The organism is Melioribacteraceae bacterium, from assembly GCA_030584085.1.
Taxonomy (GTDB): domain Bacteria; phylum Bacteroidota; class Ignavibacteria; order Ignavibacteriales; family Melioribacteraceae; genus SURF-28.
Genome location: CP129490.1, coordinates 377305 through 403445 on the forward strand (window position 1 = coordinate 377305; position 26141 = coordinate 403445).

A 26141-nucleotide genomic window follows, 5' to 3' on the forward strand; every position below is an offset into this window, starting at 1 on the left:
TAAATCACGATTTTTGTGATTGTATCGAAGCACTTACGGTGGTTCCTCATCTTCCGTCTCAGCGTCTTGCGTCTCTACCTTTTGACTTTTATCTTTTTCCTTTTCACTTGTAACGATCCACTCATCCAACTCCTCTTTAGAAAAAAACAACATCTTACCCGTAGGACGATGACAAGGAATTATTTTCCTTGAAGTGAGTTTGTATAAATATGAGTGTGAAAAGCCGAGATAATCGGCAGCCTGGTTGAAGTTTAACGGTTTGTCGTTTTTCTTTCGTAGGAGTGCTTCTATTGAAGTTAATTTCTCAAGCACTTCATTTCGTTCTTTCCTTTGTCTCATTTTTAACACCTAACATTTTGTTCTTGTTAGGTGCAAGTATAAAAATCAGAAAGAGGATTAAATATTGGTAATCCTTGATACCAAGGAATTGAAGAGTGGTTTATTCTTGTTGGTGTATGTTTTTTATAATCTCAATAAGTTTATCTGCGTCTTTAGGTTTTTGTGTTTTATTTAGCATTAAGTTTTGCGCAGCCTGCCCCATCTGTCTATTATTAAATCTGTTACCTTTTTTATTTTTAAAATGGTTTGCAAGCAGAACATATTTTCTATCCTCTTGAGAATCATCAATAAAATTGTTTTTTACTAATTGCTCATATAGATAAATCAATTGTCCCTCACTTCCTTTCCACCATATCAAATCTTCCAATCTGTATTCTTTAACCTCATTCTCTATTTTTTGTTGAAGCTCTTTAAGTTGGTCAATTAATTTTGGTCCCGGTTTCCCAATATCTCTATCCAACAAACAATTATCCAAATATTCGATTAGTTCTTTTATAGTTTTTTCTTTCTCAACATCATCTTTGATGTCTTCTATATAAGTTAGTACACTTTTATTATCTCTCTCCAATAGCTTCTCAACCGCCAAACCCTTTTTTGTGAGTTTTTTCTTCATTTTTATTCTTTCAATTATTATTTTTATATAAATTTAGATAAATAATAAATAAATTATAGTTTTCTTGCCACTCATTAAAGAAAGCGGGTGTGATAAAAACCTTCAGATATATATGAGAGAATATTTGGTACAATTCTAAATTATTTTTTGATGGAAATGAGTAAAATCAAACATCTTAAAATTATTGAAGAATATATTTCGAACCTTACAGATAAAGATTTCATCTCTTTCTGTGACAGATTGCTTTCAAGACTTTTCCCCAATGCAGTGCAAAGCTGCTCAATTTTGGAAAACGGCTATAATGTTATCAGCAATATTTTCTTTGTTGTTGTCCCAAACGAATTTGATGAATCGGTAACACCGGAATCGTTAATTCCAGATGATATTGAACAATTGGCTCCAACCGCGATTACATTCCTGTCTAAAGATTCATTCAGCGTTACACCCGAACAAAAGAAAAAAATTAGAAAAAGAACCGGCGTTATTCGCATCGATATATGGGGACTCGAAACGCTAAAATTAAAGCTGAGTTCTTTTGAGCAAGAAGAACAATATTTTATAATTGATGATGATTCTATATTCACTCAGTTCCTTACTTCCGAACCTGATCTAACTGAAGAAATGGATATTATTGATAACATTTTTAATTTCATAAAAATCCAATCTAAGCCAATTACATCTATCCCGGACGAAAAATCGGAAAAGTATAACGGGATTGTTAAAAAAATAAAATATAATTTTGATGCATATCAATCACGTGTTTTCGATATGTACCAGCTTACATATTACCATAAGTCTTTAGTGGAAAATTATTTTCGCGATACTTCAGTTAGCGATAAAACCGAAGTAATAACTCTTCGAGAATTTTTCCGTTCAAAGTATTGTGAGATTAGCAACTATCCTAAAAGCACTTATCCGGTTAATGACTTCAAGTTTCTGGAAATGTTAGCCGATTCCTGTCTCGAAGATAAGTTCAAACAAAACGTAAAATATAAACTTTGGGCAAAAGCTGTTGTAATGTATTTTTTTGAATATTGTGATTTTGGTGCAAGAAATAAACAAGACACTATGGTTCCTAAAAATCCCGGCTTATTTGATAACTACAATGCGGACTTAAACTAATGCTGCTGCCAACTAAGTATGAAAATCTTAATAATAATGTGCTGATTCTAGGAGCACACACAATCCGGTATATTAAGAAAGGCGTCAACAATATTGAAGAACTTTTTCAAAAGTTAAAAGAGAATCATAATATTGATCTGGATTTATTCTTTGATGTTATTACATTTTTATGGTTAGCTGATATTATTGTTTATAAAAATTATTCTATCACTCTAAATAAATAAAAATGTATCTAAAAAAATTCTATACCCGTCCCGCAAAATATTTTTCTGACATAACATTCAGAGATGGTATAAATTACGTTTATGGTTATCGCGATAAAACACAAGGCAAGAAAAAAGATTCGTTAAATAACCTCGGCAAATCTTCCTTCCTTGATTTAATTGATTTTACGCTTGGTTCTGATTTTTCTAAAGATAAAAACCCAAGATTATATACAGCCTACGATATAGGTTTCTTAAAAGGTCTAACTGTTTATTTGGAGTTTGAGTCCCGCAAAAATCATTATACTATTTCTCGTTCATTCGAAAACTCCCGGCTTGTAAAACTCAAAGCGAATAATGGAAAATATAAAGAATATCGTTTAGAAGATTTTCGTGTTACTCTTTGCGATATAATTTTTGCCCGTGATGATTATCCCGGTTTTTATTCACCTGATTGGCTTAGACGGTTGCTCGCTTTTTATGTAACAATACTAAAGACTAATAAAAAAGAATATCCTGATCCCTTTGCCTATCTTGAATACACAAGCGAACTCTCACTCCTGCAATATCATCTTTTTTTGCTAAATATAGATAACCGTCTTATATATAATCTAAACGTCAAGACTGATGAAATTGATGAAAAGAAAAAACTTGCAAATACAGCAGCAAAAAACTTTATATCTGTTCATCAATTAAAAACAATATCTGATGTTGAAGATAAAATCAAACAATTAAAGACAGAAATTGAGGAAATACGCGAACGGATAAAAGCATACAAATTAGCATCCTCTCAAAAGTTGAATGCAGAAAAGGCTAACGAGCTAACCAAAACAATAAACAAACTTTCTTTTGAGAACTTTTCGCATCAAAAGAAAATTGATACATACAAAGAAAGCCTCTCGAATAATCTCTCAATCCGGTTAAGCACTGTTGAAAATATTTACAATGATTTTCAAGAACTACTCGGCACTAAAATCAGAAAGGAACTCGAGGAAGTCGTTAAGTTTCGTAAAAATCTTATTTCATCACGCAAAGATTTTATACTTGAAGAAATTGATAAGCTGAATAAGGAAATAGAAAACAATAAATTCAAAATTGATGAACTTGACAACCAACGCGCCGATATATTTAGAATATTGTCTACTGCAAGTGCAATTAAAAACTTAGCCGATGCCAACGCCCTTATAGTTAGTAAAGAAAAAGAAGCCAGCAACCTGGAAGGTCAGATTAAAACCTATACAGTTTACTCTAAACAAGTATCGGATTTGCAGCAAGAAGTCAGCAAAATCGAATCCAACATTATAGAACTAAGAGAAAATATTCGTGACATTGAATTGGAATTTTACAAAATATTTAGTTCAATTTATCAAGAACTTTACTCAACTAAAACCGGCTCAAGACTATTCTCTTTTTCAATTGATTCAAATCCGAGGGTTAAATCTAAACTAAAAATTGATATTCTTAATGACCCCGAAAAATTTGGGAAAGGTAAGAATAGAGGCAGAACATTAGTTTATAATCTCTCTGTTTTATTCTATTCTATAATTAAAAATTATAATGCCCCACGCTTCTTAATACACGATGGAATTTTTGACGGTGTAGATAAAGTACATTTTGTTGATGTTATCAAATTTCTGAACAAACAATTAGAACGAGGTTATAAATTCCAGTATATTGTAACACTTATTGAAGAGGGTGTATTAACTGATAAATTAGACCCGGAAAAAGTAGCTGCACACGAAAATATAATTAAAGAAGCGATATTGCGGTTAACACCGGATAAACCGTTATTTAAAAAGCATTTTTAACGGAATTAATTTTTCTATGCAATCAAACCTTACTTTTATTTCTAATGAGCCTGGGATTTTATGAATAACTTCATCACCAATAGCCAGAAGAAACAATTAAAAACTAGACTCCTCGAACTCCTTTCAAAAAGTAATGAACTCAAATTTCTAATTGGATTTTTTTATTTCTCCGGTTTAAAGGAATTATACGAAGGTCTTAAGTCAAATAATAAAGTAAATCTAAAAATTCTTGTTGGTCTTAATGTTGATAAAAATATTCGTGGACTCTTTGAATATGGTGATAAGGATAGAAAAATTTCAGATGACGAAAGAATCCATAATTTTTATGAGTCAATTAAAAAATCAATTAACACTGATAATTTCGACCGTAAAGATTTTTATGAGCAATGTAAATTTTTCTTGCAGCTTATTAAAGATGACAGAATCATTTTAAGAAAATCTTATGAACCCAACCACGCCAAGATTTATATCTTTAATCTTGAAGAGGGGCAAATCGGACGGAGTAAATTATTTATAACCGGAAGCAGCAATCTTACTTCAGCCGGTTTAAGTTCTCAGCAAGAGTTTAATGTTGAAATAAGCGATTATGGTTTTGATGAAGCTGAAAATTATTTTGATGAACTTTGGAATAAAGCCGTTAAAATTACTGAGGATGATGTTCTAAAGAAAAAATTAGTAGAAGTTTTAGAGCAAGAGACTTTAATTAAAGAAATAACTCCGTTTGAAGCTTATGTTCTTGTTCTAAAAACTTACCTAGATATTTTTAAAGGCAAAGGAATTGGTCAAAGGCTTGTTGAAGTATTAAGAGAAAACGATTATAAGGAATACCGCTACCAATTAGACGCAGTTCAACAAGCGCTTTCTGTTATTGAAAATAATAATGGCGTAATAATCGCCGATGTAGTCGGACTTGGTAAAACTATTATTGCGTGCGCAACTGCATTTGAATTAAAAAAACGCGGAATTGTAATTGCACCTCCTGGAATCCTTGGCGATAAATCAAAATCCTCCGGGTGGAAAAAATATCTTGAACAATTTCATCTTTCAAGCCTGGGATGGGAAGCTGTTTCCGGTGGCGATCTTGAAAATGTTTCTGAGTTTGTAGCAAGCGCAAATGATATTGAAGTTATAATTATAGATGAAGCACATAGATTCAGAAATCAAGACACCAAAGATTATGAATACTTAAAAAATATTTGCCGCGGTAAAATTGTAATGCTACTAACTGCTACTCCCTTTAATAATCGTCCTGCTGATATTTTTTCTTTGCTCAAACTATTTATAGTACCTAAAAAATCTGCCATAACACTTGATGATGATCTTGAATTCAAATTCAAGATATTTAAATCAACTTTTGATAAACTTTCTTATATAAAAAAATATCATAATTCATCCGATCCCAAAAAACGTTCACGCGCAGAAACTTACTACAAAGCTTTGTTTGGAAAAAAAAATATAAATCTCAGTGATGTTAATAATCTATCACATACTCTTGCTAAGGAAATAAGAGACGTTATCGAGCCGGTAACTATTCGCCGCAACCGATTGGATATCCAAAATAATCCTTTCTATAAAGAAGAAGTCAAGGATCTTTCGATTGTTGAAAATCCGCAAGAATGGTTTTTTGAATTGAGTAAAGAACAATCAAAATTTTATGACAAAATTATTAATGAGTATTTTGCTTTACCCGATGAAGGCGGTTTATTAAAGGGCGCAATTTATAAGCCTTTTGAATATGAAAAGGAAAAATTAGATGAACTAGGCGAAGAGGAAAACTTCCAGTATATCCAGCAGTTTAACTTATACGATTTTATGAGACGTTTGCTCGTAAAAAGATTTGAAAGCTCATTCGGCGCATTTGAACAAAGTCTTAAAAATTTTATAAGAATAAATAAGGCTGTACAAGAATTTATTGAAAAGACTAATAAATATATTCTCGACAGATCATTGCTGGAAAAAATTTATGATAAGGATTCCGATGAAATTGAAGAATACTTACAATCATATTCCGATAAAATTAGAAATAATGAATACCCTAAAAATCATAAAATCTACAAACTGAAAAACTTTCATAAAAAAGATGAGTTTATTAGCGATATTCAATCAGACTTAGTTCTATTCAATCGAATTCTAAAAGAACTGAATGAATTAAATCTGGTAGAGAAAGATCCCAAAACTTCTTGTTTAATAAACGGGATAAAAAAAATAATTAATCAAAATGCATTTGCTTCTGAACCCAAAAGAAAAGTTTTAGTCTTTTCTGAATATGCAGACACAGTTAAGTATTTGTCTGGATTAATGGAGAAGGAATTTAACAATAGAGTATTAATTGTATCCGGCGATCTCCCGGCTAAAAAAATAAAAGATATAAATAAAAATTTTGATGCCTCTTCATTAGAACAAGTTGATGATTATGATATTCTGCTTACAACCGACAAAATTTCAGAGGGTTTTAACTTAAACCGTGCCGGGATGGTAATCAATTACGATATTCCCTGGAATCCTGTTCGCGTTATTCAAAGAGTTGGTAGAATAAATCGAATCAGCAAAAAAGTTTTTGATAAACTTTACATTGTAAATTTCTTTCCCACTGAGCAAGGCTCTGATCTTGTCCGTTCAAGAGAAATAGCTTCTCAAAAAATGTTTTTGATTCATAATGCCCTTGGAGAAGACGCTAAGATTTTTGATATAGATGAAGAACCAACCCCTTCCGGTTTGTACAATAAGGTTCAGCAAAATCCCGATTTTATGGAGGCTGAAAGCTTTTATACAAAAGCTTTGAAAGATTTTGAATCCCTAAAGGAACAATACCCGGAATTAATTGCCTCGCTCGCTAAATTTCCACCTAGAATTAAAGTCGCTAAAAAATATACTCAAAATGAACTGCTTGCCGTTATAAAAAAGCAAAGATTATTTGTGCATCATAGATTATATGACACGGAAGATGGTTCCGATAATCATTTTATTAAAAGTCTTGAAGAAGTTTATGAAAAGATACAAGCCGAAAAAGATGAACCGGCTTTATCTTTAAGTGATAGGTTTTGGGATGATTACGAGGTAGTAAAAAATTATAAAGAAATGGGAAAAGCTTCTCGTAAAGGCGGATCGGAAAACAGCCTTCAACAAAAATCAATTAATAATCTAAAATATTTATTAAGAGTAAACAACAATGAAACTCTTATAGATTTTAAACCCTTTATCAGAATGCTGCTGGAAGATATATTCGATTATGGTACTTTATCCGATTACACTCTTAGAAGGATTTCAAATTTAAATATCGATAAACATCCTCAAAAAACTATAAAAGAATTATCTTCATTAAATAGAGAACTTGGAGGTAGTTATCTTTATGATGAAAAGCAGAGATTAAAAGATTTATCGAAAGAAATAATTATTGCAATTGAAAACCAGAAACCAAATTAGATAAGTTCTTAATTCGTGCATTCGCGGTAAAAAAATTATAAGATCATTTATGGAAACTAAAAATTTACTCTCAGCTCTTATTGAAGATTTTTCCACCGAAAATCTTACCAATCTATTCCGCCGGAAAACAACCGCCTACCGGCAATTAGACGAGGAAGCAGCCAATCACAACAACGATATTTTCTCAGATGCTCTGCTGCTTGGCGAAATAAAACTAGAAAACGATGACGAATTAATAATTTACACTTTTAAAACAAACAAGACTCTTACCGAACGATCCGGTAAAAAAGCACAGTATGATTTAGCAAAAAAAATATTAAAACAAGAACAGCGTTACACTGCCGGTTTCTTTATCTTTTATGATGACAATAACAATTTCCGTTTTTCTCTTGTCTATGATATACCACAGCCAAACGGTAAAAGAGAATGGAGCAGCTTTAAAAGATTCACTTATTACGTCAGCAAAGATCAGACAAATAAAACTTTTCTCTATCGTTTAGATGCTGCAGATTTTTCTTCTCTCGAAAAAATTAAAGAAGCTTTCTCTGTTGAAAAAGTTACTAAAGAATTTTACACAGAAATTGCAAATTGGTATTTCTGGGCGCTTAAAAATGTAAAGTTTCCTAAAGATGCCGAGGTGGAAAAGAATGGAAAGAACATAGCTTTAATCCGTTTTATAACACGAATTATTTTCATCTGGTTTATGAAACAGAAAAAGTTGGTATCTAATACCCTGTTTGATAAAGATGAGATTAAAAAAATATTAAAATCCCTTGCCGGTAATGAAAGCACATATTATAAAGCAATTTTGCAAAACCTGTTTTTCGCAACGCTAAACACCCCGGTTAATGAAAGAAGGTTTAGAAAAGACCGCACATTTCAAGGTAAGAATGATCATTATATGTCGCATAACTATTACCGGTATCATTCTTTGTTTAATAATCCGGAAGATATGCTGAATATTTTCAAAGATATTCCTTTTTTAAACGGCGGTCTTTTTGAATGCCTCGATAAAAGCAAAAATGATCCTTCGAATGATACCGGGGAAGAAATTAGAATTGACGGTTTCTCAGATAAAGAAAACAACCAAACCAATTTTCCAAATATGCTTTTCTTTTCTGATGAAAAAGAAGTTGACTTAAACAAAGATTACGGCACAGCAAAGAAAAAATATAAAGCAAGAGGTCTGCTTAACATTCTTCATTCTTACAATTTTACAATTGATGAAAACACACCAACAGATGAAGAAATCGCGCTTGATCCGGAGTTATTAGGAAGAGTATTTGAAAATCTTTTAGCAAGCTACAATCCCGAAACCGCGTCAACTGCGCGTAAATCTACCGGAAGCTATTACACTCCCCGTGAAATTGTTAATTATATGGTTGACGAGTCTTTAATTGCTTATCTCAAAAATAAAGTTATAGAAGGAGCTAAAAGCTACATTGAGATCGGAACAGAACAATCCGATATGTTTGGTAATTCTGCACGCAAAGGACAGCTTAAAATTGAAGAGGAACTTAAACCTACCCGTTGGATTGATAACGAGGGTAAACTTGAAGATGAATTAAGAAAACTCGTTTCTTATTCGGAAGATTCTATTTCTTTCACCGACAAAGAAACAGACATTTTAATAAACGCAATTAACAATTGTAAAATTCTCGATCCAGCTGTTGGCTCCGGCGCATTTCCTATGGGAGTTCTGCATAAACTCGTTTTAATTTTGTCCAAACTCGATCCTCATAATACAAAATGGAAGCAACAGCAAATAACCGCAATAGAAAGTAATGTAACCGACCCGAAACTTAAACGTCAGCTAACGGATAAAATTGAAGAAAACTTTAACCGAAATGAACTTGATTACGGAAGAAAACTTTATCTGATACAAAATTGTCTTTACGGAGTTGATATACAGCCAATAGCAATTCAGATTTCAAAACTTCGTTTTTTCATCTCTCTTTTAGTAGATGAAAAAGTCCAGCATCCTTCAAGTGCAGTTGACAACTACGGTATAGAACCTTTACCTAACCTCGAGACAAAACTTGTTGCCGCTAATACACTGATAGCCTTACCGGAAAGTCTTACTCTTAAACCCCGTGCAATTGAAAAGTTAGAAGATGAACTTTTCGCTTTAAGAAAAAGATACTTTATCACCAGCTCCGAAACTGAAAAGAAAACACTTGAGAAAAATGACAGAGAAATAAGAGCGCAGTTAAAGAAGCTATTATATGAAAATGGTTTCCCTTCAGAATTTGCCGAACAAATATCAAAATGGGATCCGTATAATACAAATATTGCATCCGGCTGGTTTAACCCTGAGTGGATGTTTGGTCCGGAAGTGGAAGATGGATTTGATGTGGTGATTGGGAACCCACCATATTTACCTTTGCAAAAAATGGATTCTAATTCAAAAAAAGAATTAGAAAAACAACGGTACAAAACTTTTATTAAAACTGGCGATATTTACGTCATATTTTATGAAAGAGGAAATAATATTTTAAGACACAGAGGTATCTTAACTTTTATTACTTCCCGGCAATGGATGCATTCAAGTTATGGAAAAAAAGCACGGAATTATTTTATAAATTATGCAAATCCACTCAAACTAATCGACTTAGGGAAAATTAAGTTATTTGAAGCCGCAACGGTTTTTGTAAATATATTAATTCTTCAAAATGAAAGATTTCAAGGAAGTATGTTGGGTTGTGAATTAAAAGCAGATTTCGATTTCAAGAACAATAGCATTACAGTTTATTTTAATAAAAACTCGGTAAGTTTAACAAATCTTGATGATAATACGTGGAAGATTGGGAATGAAGTAGAGTTTAATATAAACAATAAAATTACTGCTATTGGGAAACCATTAGGTGAGTTTGGCATTAACTTCTTCAGAGGGATTACTTCTGGTTTGAATGATGCATTTTATGTTGGCGAGAGCATAAAGAAAGAGCTAATCAAGAAAGATTCTAAGAATAAAAATATCATTAGACCTCTATTACGAGGGAAAGACATAAAAAGATATAACTATACTTATCAAAACATTTATCTAATAAATACACATAATGGAGTTAGAGAATTTAATATTCCGCGTATTAATGTTATTAAAGATTATCCCTCAGTTTACGATTACCTTAAACAATTTAAAAAAGAATTAGAAGTGCGTCAAGATCAAGGTGCCCACTGGACGAATTTACGAAATTGTGCATTTCTTAATGAATTTGAGAAAGAAAAAATAGTATGGCTTGAAATATCTGATAAAGCTAACTTTGCTTATGATAGTCAAGGAATGTACCTAACCAATTCAGCTTATTTTCTAACTGGTAAAAATCTTAAATATATTTTAGCAATCCTAAATTCAAAACTCTCAGATTACCATTTCTTTCAGATTACGGCTAAAATTGCCGGTGGAAGAAAGCGTTATACTAAACAATATGTTGGTCAAATAAGAATTCCCGAAATTAGTGAAAATGATCAGAAACCATTTACAAATCTTGTCGATAAAATATTAGCAACCAAAAAACAAAATCCACAAGCGAATACAAAACACATAGAAGATCATATAGATATAATGGTTTATAAACTCTATAACCTCACTTACGAAGAAGTTGAGATTATCGATCCACAAATTGGCAGCATTATAAACAAAGAGGATTATGATAAATTTGAGATTAAATAGGTAAATGGATTTCTGGGGAAATGATAATAGAGAAAAACCAGTTGAAGTAAATATATATGCTGATGAAATAATGTCGAAGAAATGTCCCTATTTAGGTCACAGCTGGCATTATATTGGAATATTAGCTGAGGATTTAGATAACCCTTTATTGCAAAATATTGTTGCTGAGCGGTATTGTAATAATTTTGATATGAGTTCCCCATATTATAAGAAAAACAACAAACCAGTTCACTGGGCTGATATAAGTTCTGCGGATGAAAAGAATATTTGCAAAAGATGGTTCCAATATATTTTGAATACCTCACTGAGCGGAAAAATTTTTTATTGTTATATACTTGGAATAAACGATAGTAACTTAAACAAGGAAGAGTTTGATCCAAATAATAATTTCAATTCAAAATATAACCGTTTTTTCAGAAGTTCGATAAAATATGCGCTAAAATGTTTTTTCGGTAATAAAAAAATATTGATTAAAAATATATTTCACGAACAAGGTCAACAACAGCTTCACGAATATTTCCCCTGGCATACTATTCATAAATTAAATCTCGGAGAACCAAACTTTTATTTTGACACAAAGGAAATACAATTTTTGCAAAAAGATCATAGGATAGATGAAAAGTCAAATCTGATTCAGCTCTGTGATTGTTTTATGGGTGCAGTCACAAATATTATTCACGGTTTTGAGGAAAGCAATCGCGCTAAGTATAGAATAGAATTGTTAGAGTTACTGCTCCCACTTGTTCAAAGAATGCTACGAGAACCCAATAATAAAAAAAGTTCATACTTACATTCAAACAGAATTATAATGCGTTTCTTTCCTAAAGAAAAAACAGACTTAGCTGATTTTAGGAGAGATATTAATCAATTTTACACCATAAGAAAATTAAAATACGAGGATGATATAAGTGGTCAAGAAAGTTTTTCATTTTAAATATCACCAAACTAACACGAAGCACTTAGAAGATCAGATAGACATAATGGTTTACAAACTCTACAACCTCACCTACGAAGAAGTTGAAATTATCGATCCACAAATTGGCAGCATTATAAACAAAGAGGATTATGAAAAACTTGAATTAAAGTAGAATTGAAATTCCGTTCTGCGGGATAAAAATACCTGCCCGCCTCTGGCGGAATAGACTCGAAAATTGAGAAAATAATAAGTAAAGAAAACTATGGCGTTTATAAATTTAGAGAGAAGTAAAAATGGAGCATTTTTCTTTTCTACTTGGTTCTGGCTTTTCTATTCCTTTCGGCTATTATTCAACTCCTGAACTTAATAATATATTATGTTCAGTTAAGAAGAATGATATTCAAGTTCATACAAGCGGTAACGCAAGATTCTTATTTGGTGAAGAAGATCCCAACGGATGGTTTACAAGAACTAGAGAAAAACGCTTTGTCGAGGAATTCTTAAACTTTTACAATACTGAAATTATCCCCAACCAAAACTTTCATTATGAAAAATTCTTTGATTACTATTCCGAATTAAGAAGAAGTGAAGGTGATCTCGAAAAATTTAATGAATTTGTAAGTAAGTTCAATGAACAAGAAGAATTTAAGTACGATGGCCAACAATTACTTTTTGAATTCAATGAAATATTTCAACAATTATTGGCACAACTATTAACCAAATGGGTTGAATCTGTCTCTTATGTTGAACCATACCATTCACAATATAAAAATTTCTTTTATTTATTAAAGAATATTTCAGACGAATTCAAAATCCATATTCATACTCTGAACCACGATTTGTTGATGGAGCAATTTTCTCATAGTGATGTAATTGGTAATAATTTTTCAGACGGTTTTGAAGAATTAGGCTCTCCATATTATGGTAAATATTCACTCGAAACACCAGTTCGTGAATTAGATGAAGTTATTCGAAAAGTTTTTACATATACCGTACGCTTAAGAAGATTTACTAATGAATATTCGAATAAGTTTTGTCTTTATAAGCTTCACGGTAGCATAGACAATTTTGCATATCATATTGGAGATGATGAATTTGAAACCATAAAACTTTTACGTGGAGTTAATCCATTCGAATTATTACACGAATCGACTAAAGATGGAAAAATAGTATATGAATCGTCAATGATAAATCTATACCCTGAATTTCTTTCCGGTACCTTAGAAAAAACAAGATTCTATAAACAAAAAAGATATTTTAAACCAATTTTTCATCATTTCGAGAACAATCTAAAAAATTCAGATTACCTAATTATTATTGGTTATGGATGTGGTGATGAAGAAATCAACAAAATTATCATTGAACATTTCTTATCTAAGAATAATTCAAAAATCATTATGATTGGTAAGTCTAAACCAGAATGTACCATCACAAGTCATGAACGAGTAAAATACTATGATAAAGGTATAGAAGGATTGAAAATAGATGAAATTAAGTCTTTCTTCGGCATTGATTGAAAATACTTTTATGCATGAAAAAACACATAATCTTCTATTATGAATCAGTTAAGTAAAGAAAATACTACTCTAACTTTTATGGTGGTGCTATAGTTGGTGTTTCCAAAAACAAAAAGCGATATACCTAATCCCCTAAAATTATGAACAAAGGATAGAATTTCATTAAATTATAGTAGTGATTTATTATGATGAAAACTTATAACCTATACTGTGATGAAAGTACTCACATAGAACATGACGAGCATCCGTACATGTTATTATCCTATGTTTCAATTCCATACCACCAACTTAAAATTCATAAAGAATATCTAAAGGATCTTAAAGAAAGACATAATTTTTATTCGGAAATAAAGTGGTCAAAAGTTTCCCATTCCAAGCAAGAATTTTATTTAGAACTTGTTGATTACTTTTTCTCAACAGATATTCTCTTTCGTGCAGTGGTTGTCGAAAAAAATAAAATCCGCAACCATGCCTTTGACCAAGATTATAACACCTTCTATTATAAAATGTACTATCAACTTATCCATCATAAAATTGATATGTCGGCAAACTATAATATTTACCTAGATATAAAAGATGATCTAAGTAGGTTGAAAATTAGAAAACTCAAAGAAATTCTAAATTATAATTATGGTGTTATTAGAAATTTACAATCAATACATTCTAAAGAATCTATCTTTATGCAATTAACCGATTTTCTCATGGGCGCAGTTAATTATCGTCTTCGCGGTTTGTCGAAAGTAACAACTAAAATTCACATTATCGAAAAGATTGAAAAAGAATGTGGTCATTCTTTATGCATACCAACGTTACCAAGTGAACAAAAGTTTAACTTATTTTTTATCGATCTAAAGTAAAATGCCGTTAAATCTCCTTAAAGTATATAATCAACTCTTAGAGATAGATCACCTATCTGAAATAGATCGAACAGCTTCACTCAAAGGTATCTTTAATAGAGATATTCGTAATAACACTTCCTTCAAATTTCGCGAGAAACAAATTAATCCTATCAGTGTTGAAACGGATGCAATGGATATTCTTTTTAAACATCTTACTACTGTAAAAATAAATAACAATAGTGCTGAAAGAACATTTGAACCTGATCGTTCAAAAAGGTTACACTGGATTAAACACCATATTGAAGAAAACAAAACTGAAAGGATGTTGATTTTTAGCGTTGAGGACCCGGAAGGAGTTCGTACTTATATATTCGATGAAGATGAAAATTATGTAATAATTCTTGAGCCTTATCGGAATGAATCCGAATACTACTTACTCACCGCCTATTACTTAAATACACGAAACAGAAAAAAGATAAGAAATAAATATAAACGTAAGTTAGAAACTCTTATTTAAAGCAAAAAACGCTAATCATCTTGGATTAGCGTTTTCCGATCTCAATCTTCCTAATGGTAAGCTGAGCAATTTTGTACTGAAAAATGTGAATTATTAAACCCAAAGTCAAATTATCTTTCTTACACCATATTATCGAAATTATTTCAGCATGGTTTATATCAAAATTTGAGGCTTTTTGTCGTATTCCTCAACTTTAATTTACTGTTCAGTTGATGTTATATAACTCTGTGTCTTTGCTGTTTGTCTATTCAAATAAAAAACCCCGCTTGCTCTACTTTTATACCTGACGCCGGACGTCAAGCTTCAAACAAGCCGGGTTATAAATATTACTAGAAGATACCAATTTATTGTTCTTGAAGTACACTAATAAAAATACTCCAATAATATTCTGCAGCACCTTCTTGTGTATACGTTTCCGTTTGTTGTCTACCAAACATTTGCATTCCAAGTGGTTTCAATTGCAGTGTATATCCATCTTCTACAATTCTCATTGTTTCATTATAGCTCTTCCTATTAACTTCTGCGGCATTAGAATATGCTATTTCTTGTGACCTAAAACTACTTTCGCCATAATAAATTGAACATTGTGCAACACGTTCACCGTTATCATATATAAAAGCAGAAAAACTTGTCGCACTAACTCTTTTTAATTTTGTTTTTATTTGTGTATTTCTCTTTCTTAATTCTTCCAGCGAACCTTCAAAATAACGTAAGATATACTCATAACTATTTTCAATAAACTCATCTTTTTCTTGATCATCAAATTTCTTTTTAATTCTTAGATTGCTCGATCGTTCTTTTGGAGTATTACCAATCTTCGTTTGAGAATCATCTTTAGTTTTTATCATACTATCATTTTTCTCAGTCATTGATTCTGCTGCCTCTCGAACATCCTTTGCAATAATTGAGAATGCTTCATGTTGATTAGCAAACATTGAAACGGGTTTACCATCAGTGGGTGTTGCTCTAAGATTACCGAATGGTGCAGAATGCCAGTCACAAGGATGTAATATTACCGGTATTACTTTTGCGTCTCCTTCATTGTGTTTTTCTACTGCCCGCATCATTTCTTTTTCATAGCAGTAATCGGATGCTAAAAAATGAGCACTTATTAAAAGTAGTATTATGTTTGCTGTTTCTAACTCAGTACTAATAGTTTTATCCAATTCACTGCCGGCAATAATTCTTCTATCGTGCCAAGATGAAATAACTCCTTGTCGTTTCAGTAAAGCTAAATGAGTTTCTAATTCATTCCTTAATTCTTCATCTTTGTGCGAGTATGAAAAAAATAGTTTTGCCATAGTATTAGTCTAATATTCTCTTAAGTTGTTTCAAAAATGCTACTACATTACCGCCGGTAAAATTAGTGCTGTTTAGTTTGTTTCTGACCCACAAATCCCATATTTCTTTTTCTTTACCTTCTAGCTTTTTCCCTCTCCCAATGCCTTCACAATTTATTGTCGCTAATCCGAATTCAAGTTCACCGCTTTGTATGGAAACTCTTACACAAACATTATTCCCTTCAGCTCGCTGTCTGTTAATTTGTTGATTAATTCCATTTTCATCAATTACATTTGGCTCACTTTCTACACCGCCTATACGTACTTTAAACATTTTTGCTCCATTTTTTAATTCTTTTTTCGCATTCCTTTTTCGGTAACCTGCTGTTTATCTCTAAAAGCTTCTCCATCTTTTCAACAAGAATCTTCCGGCTGTAAATATTATGTTCGTCTAATAAATCGAAGACCCATATAATGCCCCTTACTTCAAGTTTCTTTTTCTCAGCAAATTTCCTTAAACCTCCATCACCACTTAATAATATCGCCTTTTCATTCTTAGCATAATAATAAACCGAAGTATCGGTAAATGATAATTTTGTTACCTCGTTAAATATCTGTTCAATCTCTAGCATCTCTTCCGCTGAAGATTCAATGATATTAATTTTCTTTTGAAGTGCAGCCTGCAAAATCACTGCTTGTTTTACTTCATCTAATTCTACATTAACAACAAAATCCGTTGTTTTTATTTTTAATGGCAGTTGAAACAATCCTTCGAAAATTTCGAGCTCTATCAAATCAATAAATATATTCGTATCACTTATTACTGTCTTCATATTACGTATCGAACACTCTTTTCAAGATCACTGATTGAAGTATTTAATAAACTTGCCGCTTTACCGAGTGATATTATTTCTTCAGCTAACGCTCGTAGTACTAAGTTTTTGAACTTTTCCGGTTTCTCCTCTATCTTAAATTCTCCGGGTTCATTTTGACGCCATTTGTTTTTATTTACGATTATATTGAACCTGGTATAAGCAGAATCAGTTATAATTTTTAAATACTGTAACCGCTTTGCTATTGCCTGAATCGATATTCCGTATTCTTCCTTCATCGATATCAATTCACTAAAAGCAATTTTGCTTCTATGTTTTCCGCCTAATTCTATATAGATTTTCTCTTTAGGTAATAAGAAGGCACCGGCAAATTGATGACATAGTTTTTCTTTTTTCTTAATATCTTTTATTTCACTTAAATTTAAGAGAATATGTCCGAGTTCGTGCGCAATAGTAAATCTTATTCGTACATTATCCTTTATTCTTTCGTTATAAATAATTATCGGTTTACCGTTAGCGAAATTAGTCAACCCGTCAAAATTATCATCGGCGTCAACACCTATTATCATAATACCGTAAGTCTCAAGGGTCTCAATCAATTTTATTATTGCATCAGTCCCTAACTTCCATTTCTTTCTAAGTTCTAGAGTAGCTTTTTCAACATCATTTCCATCTTTTATCTCTAGCCCTTTTAGTGGATTTTCCCAATCCTTTCCAAACTCTAATAAATCTTCAATCTCCAGATATCTTTCGGCAACATAGCGTGCTTTTTCCTCAATAATTCCTTTCGCCTTTTCTCCCATTTTCGCTTTCTTTCTATACTCGAAAGCTCCAAATTCTATTTCATCTCTTCTGAGGAAATATTCCGGTCTTACCCCTAAAACTTTTGCAAGTCGCAATAAGGTTTTGCTGTCCGGTTGTCTTTTCCCGGTTTCGTAATAACTGATTGCTTGCTTAGTGAATTCACCCGCTTTTTGAGCAAGTTCCTCTAAGGACAAGCCAGCCATTTTTCTTGCTGCTTTTAATCTTTCTCCATTCATAATATTTCTTTCTTTTTTGTACTGTTGACAAATTAACACTATTTTAGACAATCGTCAACACCCACGAGTTCCATTTTTCACTAATGTTTTGTGTCCTTTAATTATTGCACATCTATTGCACAATAATTGCATATTAAAGCACAAAATCAGCGCAAGAATAGCCCGAATTGGCCGCCAATTGTCTGATAAATGGCCGTTATGGCGGTTAAATGGCGGATAAACCTATTGGCTCAGTCTACTCACAAAGGAATCCTAATTGGTTCATTTGCATCATAATTGTATCATTTCTAAAAAACCATACAAACGAATCAGCCATAATCGTTGGCGTTCTTGGTGATTATTATCTGTCCTATGTGTCCTTTATGTCCTTGCAGACACTTTATTAATAACCCTTGAAGGAAAACCAGAAAAACCAAAAATCAGAAAAACTTTATGTGTTAAGCAACAAAGCACGTGAAGGTCTCAGCTCATCGTAAAATGGGACAGCCAGTATTACATAATCCTACATTATGTGCAAGTCTTTGAGTAGTCCCAACGGAACATTTGTAGTTCTACCGAAGCACATAATGTTGGTTTATATAAACTCGGCACAACAACACTAATCACCTCACCCTTTCGCTTCACTGCAGCGGGTTAAAAAGCATCTGCCCGCTTCCGTTCCGCTTTTATGTGTTTTGGCGGGCGTGGTGACCGCTCATTCCGCAAGAGTTTCCAAATACAAAACACTTGCTCACATTCGCCTGCTCGCCCGCCAGATTCGTTTTTCTCTTTATTAGTATGGACACTTTGGACACAATTTCTATTTCTTTTTAATCGCAATTTGAAACCACATAAATTTTCGTCCAAAACGTCCAATCTCTAATTCGCTCCTATTTTTATCTTCAAGTCAAACAAAGACAAATCAAACATAAACATCGATTGTTGTTTAAAATTATCTCAACTCATAAATTCAAAAAAAGAAATTGAGTTGATTATGTTTATCACACATACAAATAAATATCTCCATCTTTCAAAACTAATATCATCTTTTTCGCGTATCGGAATACTTATTTCACTTCTTCTTTTTATTTCCGGTTCTATTCATTGTCAATACAAAATGTACTATCCCTACGGCTACACAATCAAAGCTAAAGTAGCTCGCGTGATTGACGGTGATACTTTCGTTCTTTCAGATTCTCAGCGTGTAAGGATGCTGGGGATAGACACACCTGAATTAGCAAGAAATAGTAAACCGGCTGAACTATACTCTGATTCTGCTAAGGTCCTTACCAAACAACTTATTGACGGAAAAATTATCAAACTCACTTTCGATGGTAAATCGTTCGATATTTTTGGTAGAGTCTTAGCATACGTTTGGCTCACAAACAAAGCGGGTAAAGACTCCATCTTTGTTCAAGCAGAATTACTCAAAAAAGGATATGCTCGCATTCGATACTATCCAAAAGGGAAGAGGTATTACGAAATATTCTACAATCTTCGCCGTACCGCAATGAAAAAAAATCTAGGTATTTGGTCCAAGTAATACATGCAGTTGGAAAAATTAAATATTGATCATCTTTTAACCGATAACAAATTCAAAGAATTCTATTCTCTTGGATTAATAGATGAAATCGCCCTACGCAATCTTCAAATAAAAAACGATTACAACCAACTTCGTAAATCACATTCGATGATTGAATCCATTTCACAATTATCTCAAAAATATTTCCTCTCATTCGATTCCATCAACTCAATTCTATTTCGTGAAAGAAACAAAAAACCAGTACTCGATCTTACTTTCTAAATAGTATCTGTATAGTATGTAAATAGTCTTAGCATACGATCACACTGTAATCATTCCTACAGTTACATTTTTTCTCTATCTCAATACTTTTCATTCGTCATTAACTAAAGAAAGGAGAAAATAAAATGGCACGTTTAACTGGTAGTGTACTCGGTAACTTAAGAGGTAAACTCGGAAACCTCTCAGCAAGAACTGTAGAAGGAAAAACAATTCTTTCGGCAAGACCTTCATCTTTTAGTGTGAGTCAAACTCCCGAATCTATTGAAGCTAGAAAACGCTTCGGTATAACCGGCAACTTCTCAAAATTCCTTATGGAGAATCCCGATCTTGTTTCTATTTGGACAAAGGTGAAGTTCACTGGCATGAGTGTTTTTAACACAATCTTCAAAAGCAATTACCCTTATACTTCTCCGGATAGACCAACTGAGGACAATATTATCACTCCTGGTGGTTTCGGTCTTCCTGTAACAACCGCAACACTTGCATCAGATAATCTAACCTTAGAACTTGGTGCGTTGGATTCAGTTGCAATATTCTCTCCCGAAGAAGTGGATTTATCAATTGCTGCAGTTGTTGTTTACCACAACCCAATAAACCCGGAAGATAATCCGTACAGAGTAATCAAACTCTCCAAAGCAGAATCCGGCTTCGATTTCTCAGCAGTTTACAACGGTATTCTTCCACTTGACGTAGTACAGCAAAGCATTGCTGCAAAATATCAAGATAGCATTCTTTATTTAGCTGTTGCTTCCAAATCGGCTGAAGGCAAAGTAGTTCAATACTCAGCTACTTACACCAACCAGTCTTAACAGCTTAATCCTTCCAGCGGCTTCCCTCATTAGTAGGGAAGTCGTATTATTATCAAGTTAATCGAACCTTCGCCCTATTTCGCTCATTCCGTAAATATAAAAGCATTTACTCCATTCGCTCAGCAAGGCTATCAATCAATCATAACATTCAGCGTCATAATGCGTAGCTCTTGCCACCGTAAAAAACACGGTGTCAACACCTACTTACTACCAATTTGATGTTTTGCTATCCGCAAAACGTTAAAGCACTTTTTGCCCGCTTTTTTTCAAGCTTCGTGTTAAACGAACATAATCAATAAATCGGGTCAAGGGTATATAAACAAATACCGCTCTTTATTATGGAATATTGAAAGCGGTATTTGCCCTTGACTTGAATAATCAAGCTAACGTACACCATCACCGTATCCTTACATAAAAAACGCAAATACTCAGTTAAGCGGGCAAAAAATGTTTTTTTGTGGGGCAGTACGCCCTTTTATAATCCACTTAACAAAAGGAGCTACAATGAATTCAAATCAAAAACCAGATGAACTGAAATTATTCTTTGAAGAAAGCCAAAATTCCGGCTGGATTCCAAAACACGAGTGCAGTAAAAACCTCAAAATTATCGCTCAGACTCACTCAGTTAATTCATTGCACAATATTGTAATTGCACAAACCAAGCAATGTAAAATCTGCGGTAAAAAGTTTGAAGAATCTAACCCGGAGGGGATAAGATGTTGAGCGAAGTGAAATCCCGATTCAATCGGGGAAAGTTTATGAAAGCAGCCATCCAACAATGCGGGATTATAAGAAAGTCCCACAGATTAAAATAAAAAATTTACAGTTAGCCAATGTTGGTTTTGAAATCGGGAGAGAATATAGTGTAGTATATCAACCCGGTAAAATTACACTCGTTTTAGTTGCTAAAGAGGGAAGCAATCACTAATTTCATTTTAAGATGTCACTCAATTTAACTAACCATATTAACCAACCAATAAAATTAAGGATGTTCTGGCAAAAAGTCGGTACACAGTGGGTACATTTTCGGTACAATGACAGTGGGATTTTAAGGAAGTGCAGAAACAAAAAAAGCCTCAAAACAAACAGTTTTGAAGCTTTTCTATGCGGGGCCGACGAGACTCGAACTCGCGACCTCCTGCGTGACAGGCAGGCGTTCTAACCAAACTGAACTACGACCCCGTGTTAAATTCTAAATCCGAAAAACTAAATTCTAAAGAACATTTTACTCAGAAATCGAGACTGAAAAAATAGTATTATTTAAATTCCTTTGCAAGAAAAATTATAAATCTTCCGTACCGAAACTCATACCCACTGCAACGGCAGCTTGTACAGCTTGATCGGTTTTCTTAACTAATTTCTGCTTTGAAATGGCATCTTCAATTTTAACACTCGTAATTTCGCTTCCTTTTAACGAGACCATTCTGCCGAATTTCTTTTTCATTGCCATCTCAATCGCATATGTGCCGAATTTGGTGGACAAGATTCTATCGTATGGAGTTGGACTTCCTCCTCGCTGAAGATGACCGAGTACGGTATAACGGGTTTCTAATTTTGTATTTTCTTCAATATTATCGGCTACTAATTTACCTATGCCGCCTAGTTGAATCGGATCGGTTCGTTTTTTATCGGTCTTCTTAACTACCATTTCGCCGCCTTGAGGTTTAGCTCCTTCGGCAACGCAAACAATCGAAAATCTTTTTCCCATCATATTTCTTTCGACTACTTTATCATAAAGTGCTTCCCAACTAAATGGAATTTCAGGCAATAATATGATATCTGCACCGCCGGCAAGTCCGCCGTTTAACGCAATCCATCCGGCATATCTTCCCATAACTTCAATAACCATTACTCTATGATGAGATGAGGCAGTAGTGTGTAATCTATCAATTGCTTCGGAAACAACGAATATTGCCGAATCATGCCCGAATGTTTGATCAGTTGCATCGAGATCATTATCTATTGTTTTAGGAACGCCAACAATATTCATTCCCATCGCTGCAAGTTTATTGGAAATGTGCATAGTTCCATCACCGCCGATCGCGATTAAGCAATCTAAATTCCAGCCTTCATAATTTCTTAATGCCGCTTTGGATCTATCAACAATTTGAATTTCTCCGTTTAGATCTTCTTCCGGCCAATGGAACGGGTCACCTTTGTTTGAAGAGCCGAGAATTGTTCCACCGCGAGCGAGTATTCCGGATACATCTTTATTGTAAAGTTCTTTTGCTCTTCCTTCTACTAATCCTTCAAATCCGTCCAAGATTCCCATTACACTTAGTCCATGATCATGAGCCGGTTTAGCGACACCGCGAATTACGGCATTTAAGCCGGGACAATCGCCGCCGCCGGTTAATATTCCAATTCTTTTTATACCACCGTTTCTCTTTGCCATTATTTCCTCAAATCTCTCTAAAAGTTTTGCAAATATAACAAATATAATTTTCGGGAAGAAAGTGAAGTTTATACTAAAGTAAATTCTTAACCGTTTTGAAATGAAGTTTAGCGATTTTATTTATTGATTCGCTGTCTTTCTCTTTGATTAATTTTTCGATTAACAATTTGACTTCGTTTGAAGCACCGCGTTTTAATTCAATTCCTTCTTTCTTCTTTTGTTCAAACCATTCAATTTGCTTCTGCTTTGCAAGTATTGATGCAGCAGCAACCGCGACATATTTTTCTGCTTTTGTCTCTTGAATGATATTATAAGCATCATTATCGAATTTTTTTGAAAATTTTAAATCCTTTTTGCGGAATTTGTCAGTTATTATTGTAGCTGCGGATACTTTACTTAATAAGTTTTCAATTGCTTTTGAGTGAGACCAATTTAGAATTTCATTTATGTTCCGGAATCTTGCATAGAGTTCGTTATACTTTTCAGGATTAATGGCAATAATTTCAAAGTTATCATTACCAAGTTTTTTAATTCCGGTTGAAATTTTTTTTATTTGAATGTCACTCAAATTTTTACTGTCTCTTACACCGAGTTGTTTTAGTTTTTTTGTGAGTTCTTTGTTGGTGTAGAACGCACAAGTAATTAGCGGCCCAAAAACATCTCCCTTGCCTGTTTCATCACTCCCTATATACTCATCGGGTTCATCTATTTCTTCTTCTGTTTTACCGTCATTTAAAATATAATTTAAGCTTTCCGATGGAGTACCTTGGATTACTTTTTTAATTCCCTTCTTACCAAAATAAACTAAAACTTTTATCGTGTTCTTTTCTTCTTTTATTGAAAACTCAAAATGATAATCTTTCTCGATAATCGGAGTTGTTTGAAGTGAATCACTTACTTTATTATATAGATTTTGTATTTCGGTTTCGGCTTGTTTTTTTATAAATATATCGGTCATGTTCTTAAAGCGAAATTTTTTCTTGATTCATAAAATATTGATACCATTCAGTAAATGGTGTTGATAACGGCACGGCCGGAAGTGTTCCGCCGAATCCCATAACTCTAATTAGATATGAGTTAATACTTGTTGTGGGAATATTGTTTAAAACTTCTTCGTTAATTTCAATATTTAGTTCATTCGCAAAATCAACCGAGTTATTAATTAATAGTTTGCTGTACTTATCTTCTTTCAATCGTTGAATTGCTTTTAGCGTGTCGATACCGTTGGTTCCGAAAACCGGTTCACTAACTTGTCTTTTTTCTAAAAGTTTAATTAAGGAATAACCTTCGTCAAGAGAAACCGGTCCGTAAATCTCACCAATCTGTAATTCATCAGCTATCTTACTTAGTTCAGGAAAATCTTTGTCAGAAAACCAGCCGAGATCACCTTGATTATTTTTTACCCGTTCTCTGATGGTATGTTTAACAGCAAACTCTTTTAGTTCATCAGTATCTTCAATGTTAAGTGCAGTGCCGATTAAATTAAGATCATCCGTCAACAGTTCAATTGCATTATATTCAAAATAGGATGTTGATTTATCCTTTTCTGTAGAAATGAATTCTCTCAGTTCTTCAGTCGTATAAGTGATTGAATCACGCACTGATTTTTTGTAAAAGTAGCTTAAGTAATAATCTTCCCACATATTAATATCACTTTGGACTTCGGGCAAATCCGCATAACCTCTTTTAATTCCTTCTTGTGCAAGAACTTCATACTCAATGAATTGTCGGATTTTAGAATTTAAATTCTTTTCAACAATAGGGATTTCATAACTGATAGTTTCAAATCCGTGGAATGCAAGTTCAAGAATAAAATCACCAACGCTGATCTTCGAATCACCGATTTCAATAAAAGGAAGATCTAACGTGTCTTTCGGTGCGTTAAGAGTTATATAGTACGCATCATTGCTATCAATAAATAATGTGTCATACAAATTCGGTTTTGCTTTTAATACTTCGGAAAATTGACGAGCTACAAAACGGAACAAATCTCTGTTTACTTTTACATCTTTCCCGACAAACATTTTTTGCATAAAGTCTTTATAGAGTAATGCTACTTTATCATCCTTCAACTTTTCTCTTGCAGAATTAATTACACTATTTCGTCCTTCTGCATTTGGAAAAAACTGAGTTGTTTTCTCATTGACTTGAAATACAAACCAATCGGTTCCTACCGAAATTGGTTTTGTAAATTCCCCAACATTAAGTTTATAAAGCGAATCAACAACAAATTGATTCATGTCGGTGTATGAGAGCAGAGCATTGTTCTGCGGATCGTTTACTTCCGGTCGGTCTACTAGAAGTAAATCAAAACTATAACCGCTTGAAAGGAGATAGTGCAAGTTATCTATTTCACTTTTACTTGTACTTCGTAAATATTGCACTTGCAGCTTTGATAGATGCTTATTAACAGCATCAGCCAATTCTTGATCGTTTATTATTACGTTTGCTAAAATTTCATCGCGATAAAGTTTATCTCTAATAAACATTTTCTTCAATGCTGAGAGCGTTGATGCGATTGCCGGATTTGTATCATAACCAAGTTCACGAGCTTTTTCAGCCCACATTTTTTCTGCAATCAAGGTAATTGCAAATTCTTTTTTTGCCGAACCTATATGTCTACCGACATGCGGAGTAAACTCGTATCGAATTTTAAAGTGATCGGTTGTAATAAACTCATCACCAATTTTTGCGACGAAATCTTGATTCGTTTGTCCGCTTGCAATAATAGTTAATAAAACGAATGACACTAAAAAACTATGAATTCTCTGCCATTTCATGAAAAATACCGACACCGGATATATTTATTTGTAAAAAGTAAAGTTATAATTTTATTACAATTATTATTGTATAAAAATAAGAACACCGTTAAAATTGTTAGCTGGTAGATTCAGCATAAATCTCGTATTTTTGATATGAATTATATGCATCCGCAGTTTGAAAATATTATAGTGCATAGTTAAAAACTCGGCTAAAAATAAAGCCTAATTTATGATATCTCTAGAAAAATTAAATTTTATTTTAACATCTG

At 33.0% G+C, this 26141-nt stretch carries 24 protein-coding genes and 1 tRNA gene; 15 read left to right on the forward strand and 10 right to left on the reverse strand.

The window, feature by feature from the left end; translation table 11 throughout:
- Positions 1-33: 33 nt before the first annotated feature.
- Both QY331_01715 and QY331_01720 read right to left on the reverse strand, forming a co-directional pair.
- A complete protein-coding gene (locus QY331_01715; protein WKZ69970.1) occupies positions 34-339 on the reverse strand; it encodes a helix-turn-helix domain-containing protein in 306 nt (101 codons plus the stop codon).
- Positions 340-439: 100 nt separating this feature from the next.
- Positions 440-952: a hypothetical protein gene (locus QY331_01720; protein ID WKZ69971.1), complete on the reverse strand. Its 513-nt coding sequence runs from the start codon at positions 950-952 to the stop codon at positions 440-442.
- A gap of 156 nt (positions 953-1108) precedes the next feature.
- Between QY331_01720 and QY331_01725 the strand changes: the two genes are divergently transcribed.
- The 9 genes from QY331_01725 (at position 1109) to QY331_01765 (ending at position 14970) form a co-directional block, all read left to right on the forward strand.
- Positions 1109-2074, forward strand: a complete 966-nt coding sequence (locus QY331_01725; GenBank protein WKZ69972.1) for a hypothetical protein — start codon at positions 1109-1111, stop codon at positions 2072-2074.
- Entirely contained in the window at positions 2074-2298 is a 225-nt protein-coding gene (locus QY331_01730) for a hypothetical protein (protein WKZ69973.1), read from the forward strand. The genes QY331_01725 and QY331_01730 overlap by 1 nt, the downstream gene beginning before the upstream one ends.
- 2 nt (positions 2299-2300) lie before the next feature.
- Entirely contained in the window at positions 2301-4085 is a 1785-nt protein-coding gene (locus tag QY331_01735; GenBank protein WKZ69974.1) for a DUF2326 domain-containing protein, read from the forward strand.
- A gap of 60 nt (positions 4086-4145) precedes the next feature.
- On the forward strand, positions 4146-7508 hold the full coding sequence (locus tag QY331_01740) for a helicase-related protein (GenBank protein ID WKZ69975.1): 3363 nt from the start codon (positions 4146-4148) through the stop codon (positions 7506-7508).
- 49 nt (positions 7509-7557) lie between these two features.
- Complete coding sequence (locus tag QY331_01745; protein ID WKZ69976.1) at positions 7558-11181, forward strand: TaqI-like C-terminal specificity domain-containing protein; 3624 nt, start codon at positions 7558-7560, stop codon at positions 11179-11181.
- A gap of 4 nt (positions 11182-11185) precedes the next feature.
- Positions 11186-12115 carry a hypothetical protein gene (locus tag QY331_01750; GenBank protein ID WKZ69977.1) on the forward strand — a complete coding sequence of 310 codons (930 nt, stop codon included), beginning with the start codon at positions 11186-11188 and terminating at the stop codon, positions 12113-12115.
- 275 nt (positions 12116-12390) lie between these two features.
- On the forward strand, positions 12391-13614 hold the full coding sequence (locus QY331_01755; protein WKZ69978.1) for an SIR2 family protein: 1224 nt from the start codon (positions 12391-12393) through the stop codon (positions 13612-13614).
- 185 nt (positions 13615-13799) lie between these two features.
- On the forward strand, positions 13800-14471 hold the full coding sequence (locus tag QY331_01760; protein ID WKZ69979.1) for a DUF3800 domain-containing protein: 672 nt from the start codon (positions 13800-13802) through the stop codon (positions 14469-14471).
- Between the two features lies 1 nt (position 14472).
- On the forward strand, positions 14473-14970 hold the full coding sequence (locus QY331_01765) for a hypothetical protein (protein ID WKZ69980.1): 498 nt from the start codon (positions 14473-14475) through the stop codon (positions 14968-14970).
- A 344-nt stretch (positions 14971-15314) separates the two neighbouring features.
- Here QY331_01765 and QY331_01770 read toward each other — a convergent pair whose 3' ends face one another.
- The 4 genes from QY331_01770 to QY331_01785 are packed head-to-tail and all read right to left on the reverse strand — an operon-like array spanning position 15315 to position 18123.
- A complete protein-coding gene (locus QY331_01770; protein ID WKZ69981.1) occupies positions 15315-16271 on the reverse strand; it encodes a toll/interleukin-1 receptor domain-containing protein in 957 nt (318 codons plus the stop codon).
- 4 nt (positions 16272-16275) lie between these two features.
- The gene (locus QY331_01775) at positions 16276-16584 is read right to left on the reverse strand and encodes a hypothetical protein (GenBank protein WKZ69982.1); all 309 of its coding nucleotides are present in this window, start codon (positions 16582-16584) and stop codon (positions 16276-16278) included.
- On the reverse strand, positions 16577-17083 hold the full coding sequence (locus QY331_01780) for a hypothetical protein (protein ID WKZ69983.1): 507 nt from the start codon (positions 17081-17083) through the stop codon (positions 16577-16579). The genes QY331_01775 and QY331_01780 overlap by 8 nt, the downstream gene beginning before the upstream one ends.
- The gene (locus QY331_01785) at positions 17080-18123 is read right to left on the reverse strand and encodes an XRE family transcriptional regulator (GenBank protein WKZ69984.1); all 1044 of its coding nucleotides are present in this window, start codon (positions 18121-18123) and stop codon (positions 17080-17082) included. Before QY331_01785 ends, QY331_01780 begins: the two co-directional genes overlap by 4 nt.
- Before the next feature lie 209 nt (positions 18124-18332).
- Here QY331_01785 and QY331_01790 point away from each other — a divergent pair, with 209 nt between their 5' ends.
- The 6 genes from QY331_01790 (at position 18333) to QY331_01815 (ending at position 21643) form a co-directional block, all read left to right on the forward strand.
- Complete coding sequence (locus QY331_01790) at positions 18333-18509, forward strand: hypothetical protein (protein ID WKZ69985.1); 177 nt, start codon at positions 18333-18335, stop codon at positions 18507-18509.
- 587 nt (positions 18510-19096) lie between these two features.
- The gene (locus QY331_01795) at positions 19097-19645 is read left to right on the forward strand and encodes a thermonuclease family protein (protein ID WKZ69986.1); all 549 of its coding nucleotides are present in this window, start codon (positions 19097-19099) and stop codon (positions 19643-19645) included.
- Between the two features lie 3 nt (positions 19646-19648).
- On the forward strand, positions 19649-19906 hold the full coding sequence (locus QY331_01800; GenBank protein ID WKZ69987.1) for a hypothetical protein: 258 nt from the start codon (positions 19649-19651) through the stop codon (positions 19904-19906).
- Positions 19907-20031: 125 nt separating this feature from the next.
- Positions 20032-20715, forward strand: coding sequence for a hypothetical protein (locus QY331_01805; protein ID WKZ69988.1), 684 nt, complete (start codon positions 20032-20034; stop codon positions 20713-20715).
- Between the two features lie 504 nt (positions 20716-21219).
- Entirely contained in the window at positions 21220-21438 is a 219-nt protein-coding gene (locus QY331_01810; GenBank protein ID WKZ69989.1) for a hypothetical protein, read from the forward strand.
- A gap of 55 nt (positions 21439-21493) precedes the next feature.
- A complete protein-coding gene (locus tag QY331_01815) occupies positions 21494-21643 on the forward strand; it encodes a hypothetical protein (GenBank protein ID WKZ69990.1) in 150 nt (49 codons plus the stop codon).
- A gap of 179 nt (positions 21644-21822) precedes the next feature.
- On the opposite strand, the gene QY331_01820 is transcribed toward QY331_01815, so the two are convergent.
- The 4 genes from QY331_01820 to QY331_01835 all read right to left on the reverse strand — a co-directional run bounded on the left by QY331_01820 (position 21823) and on the right by QY331_01835 (position 25890).
- Positions 21823-21897: transfer RNA gene (locus tag QY331_01820), tRNA-Asp, on the reverse strand.
- A 100-nt stretch (positions 21898-21997) separates the two neighbouring features.
- A complete protein-coding gene (locus tag QY331_01825) occupies positions 21998-23110 on the reverse strand; it encodes an ATP-dependent 6-phosphofructokinase (GenBank protein ID WKZ69991.1) in 1113 nt (370 codons plus the stop codon).
- A gap of 73 nt (positions 23111-23183) precedes the next feature.
- Entirely contained in the window at positions 23184-24068 is an 885-nt protein-coding gene (gene rnhC, locus QY331_01830) for a ribonuclease HIII (protein ID WKZ69992.1), read from the reverse strand.
- Positions 24069-24072: 4 nt separating this feature from the next.
- Positions 24073-25890 carry a peptidylprolyl isomerase gene (locus QY331_01835; GenBank protein ID WKZ69993.1) on the reverse strand — a complete coding sequence of 606 codons (1818 nt, stop codon included), beginning with the start codon at positions 25888-25890 and terminating at the stop codon, positions 24073-24075.
- Positions 25891-26141: the final 251 nt, after the last annotated feature.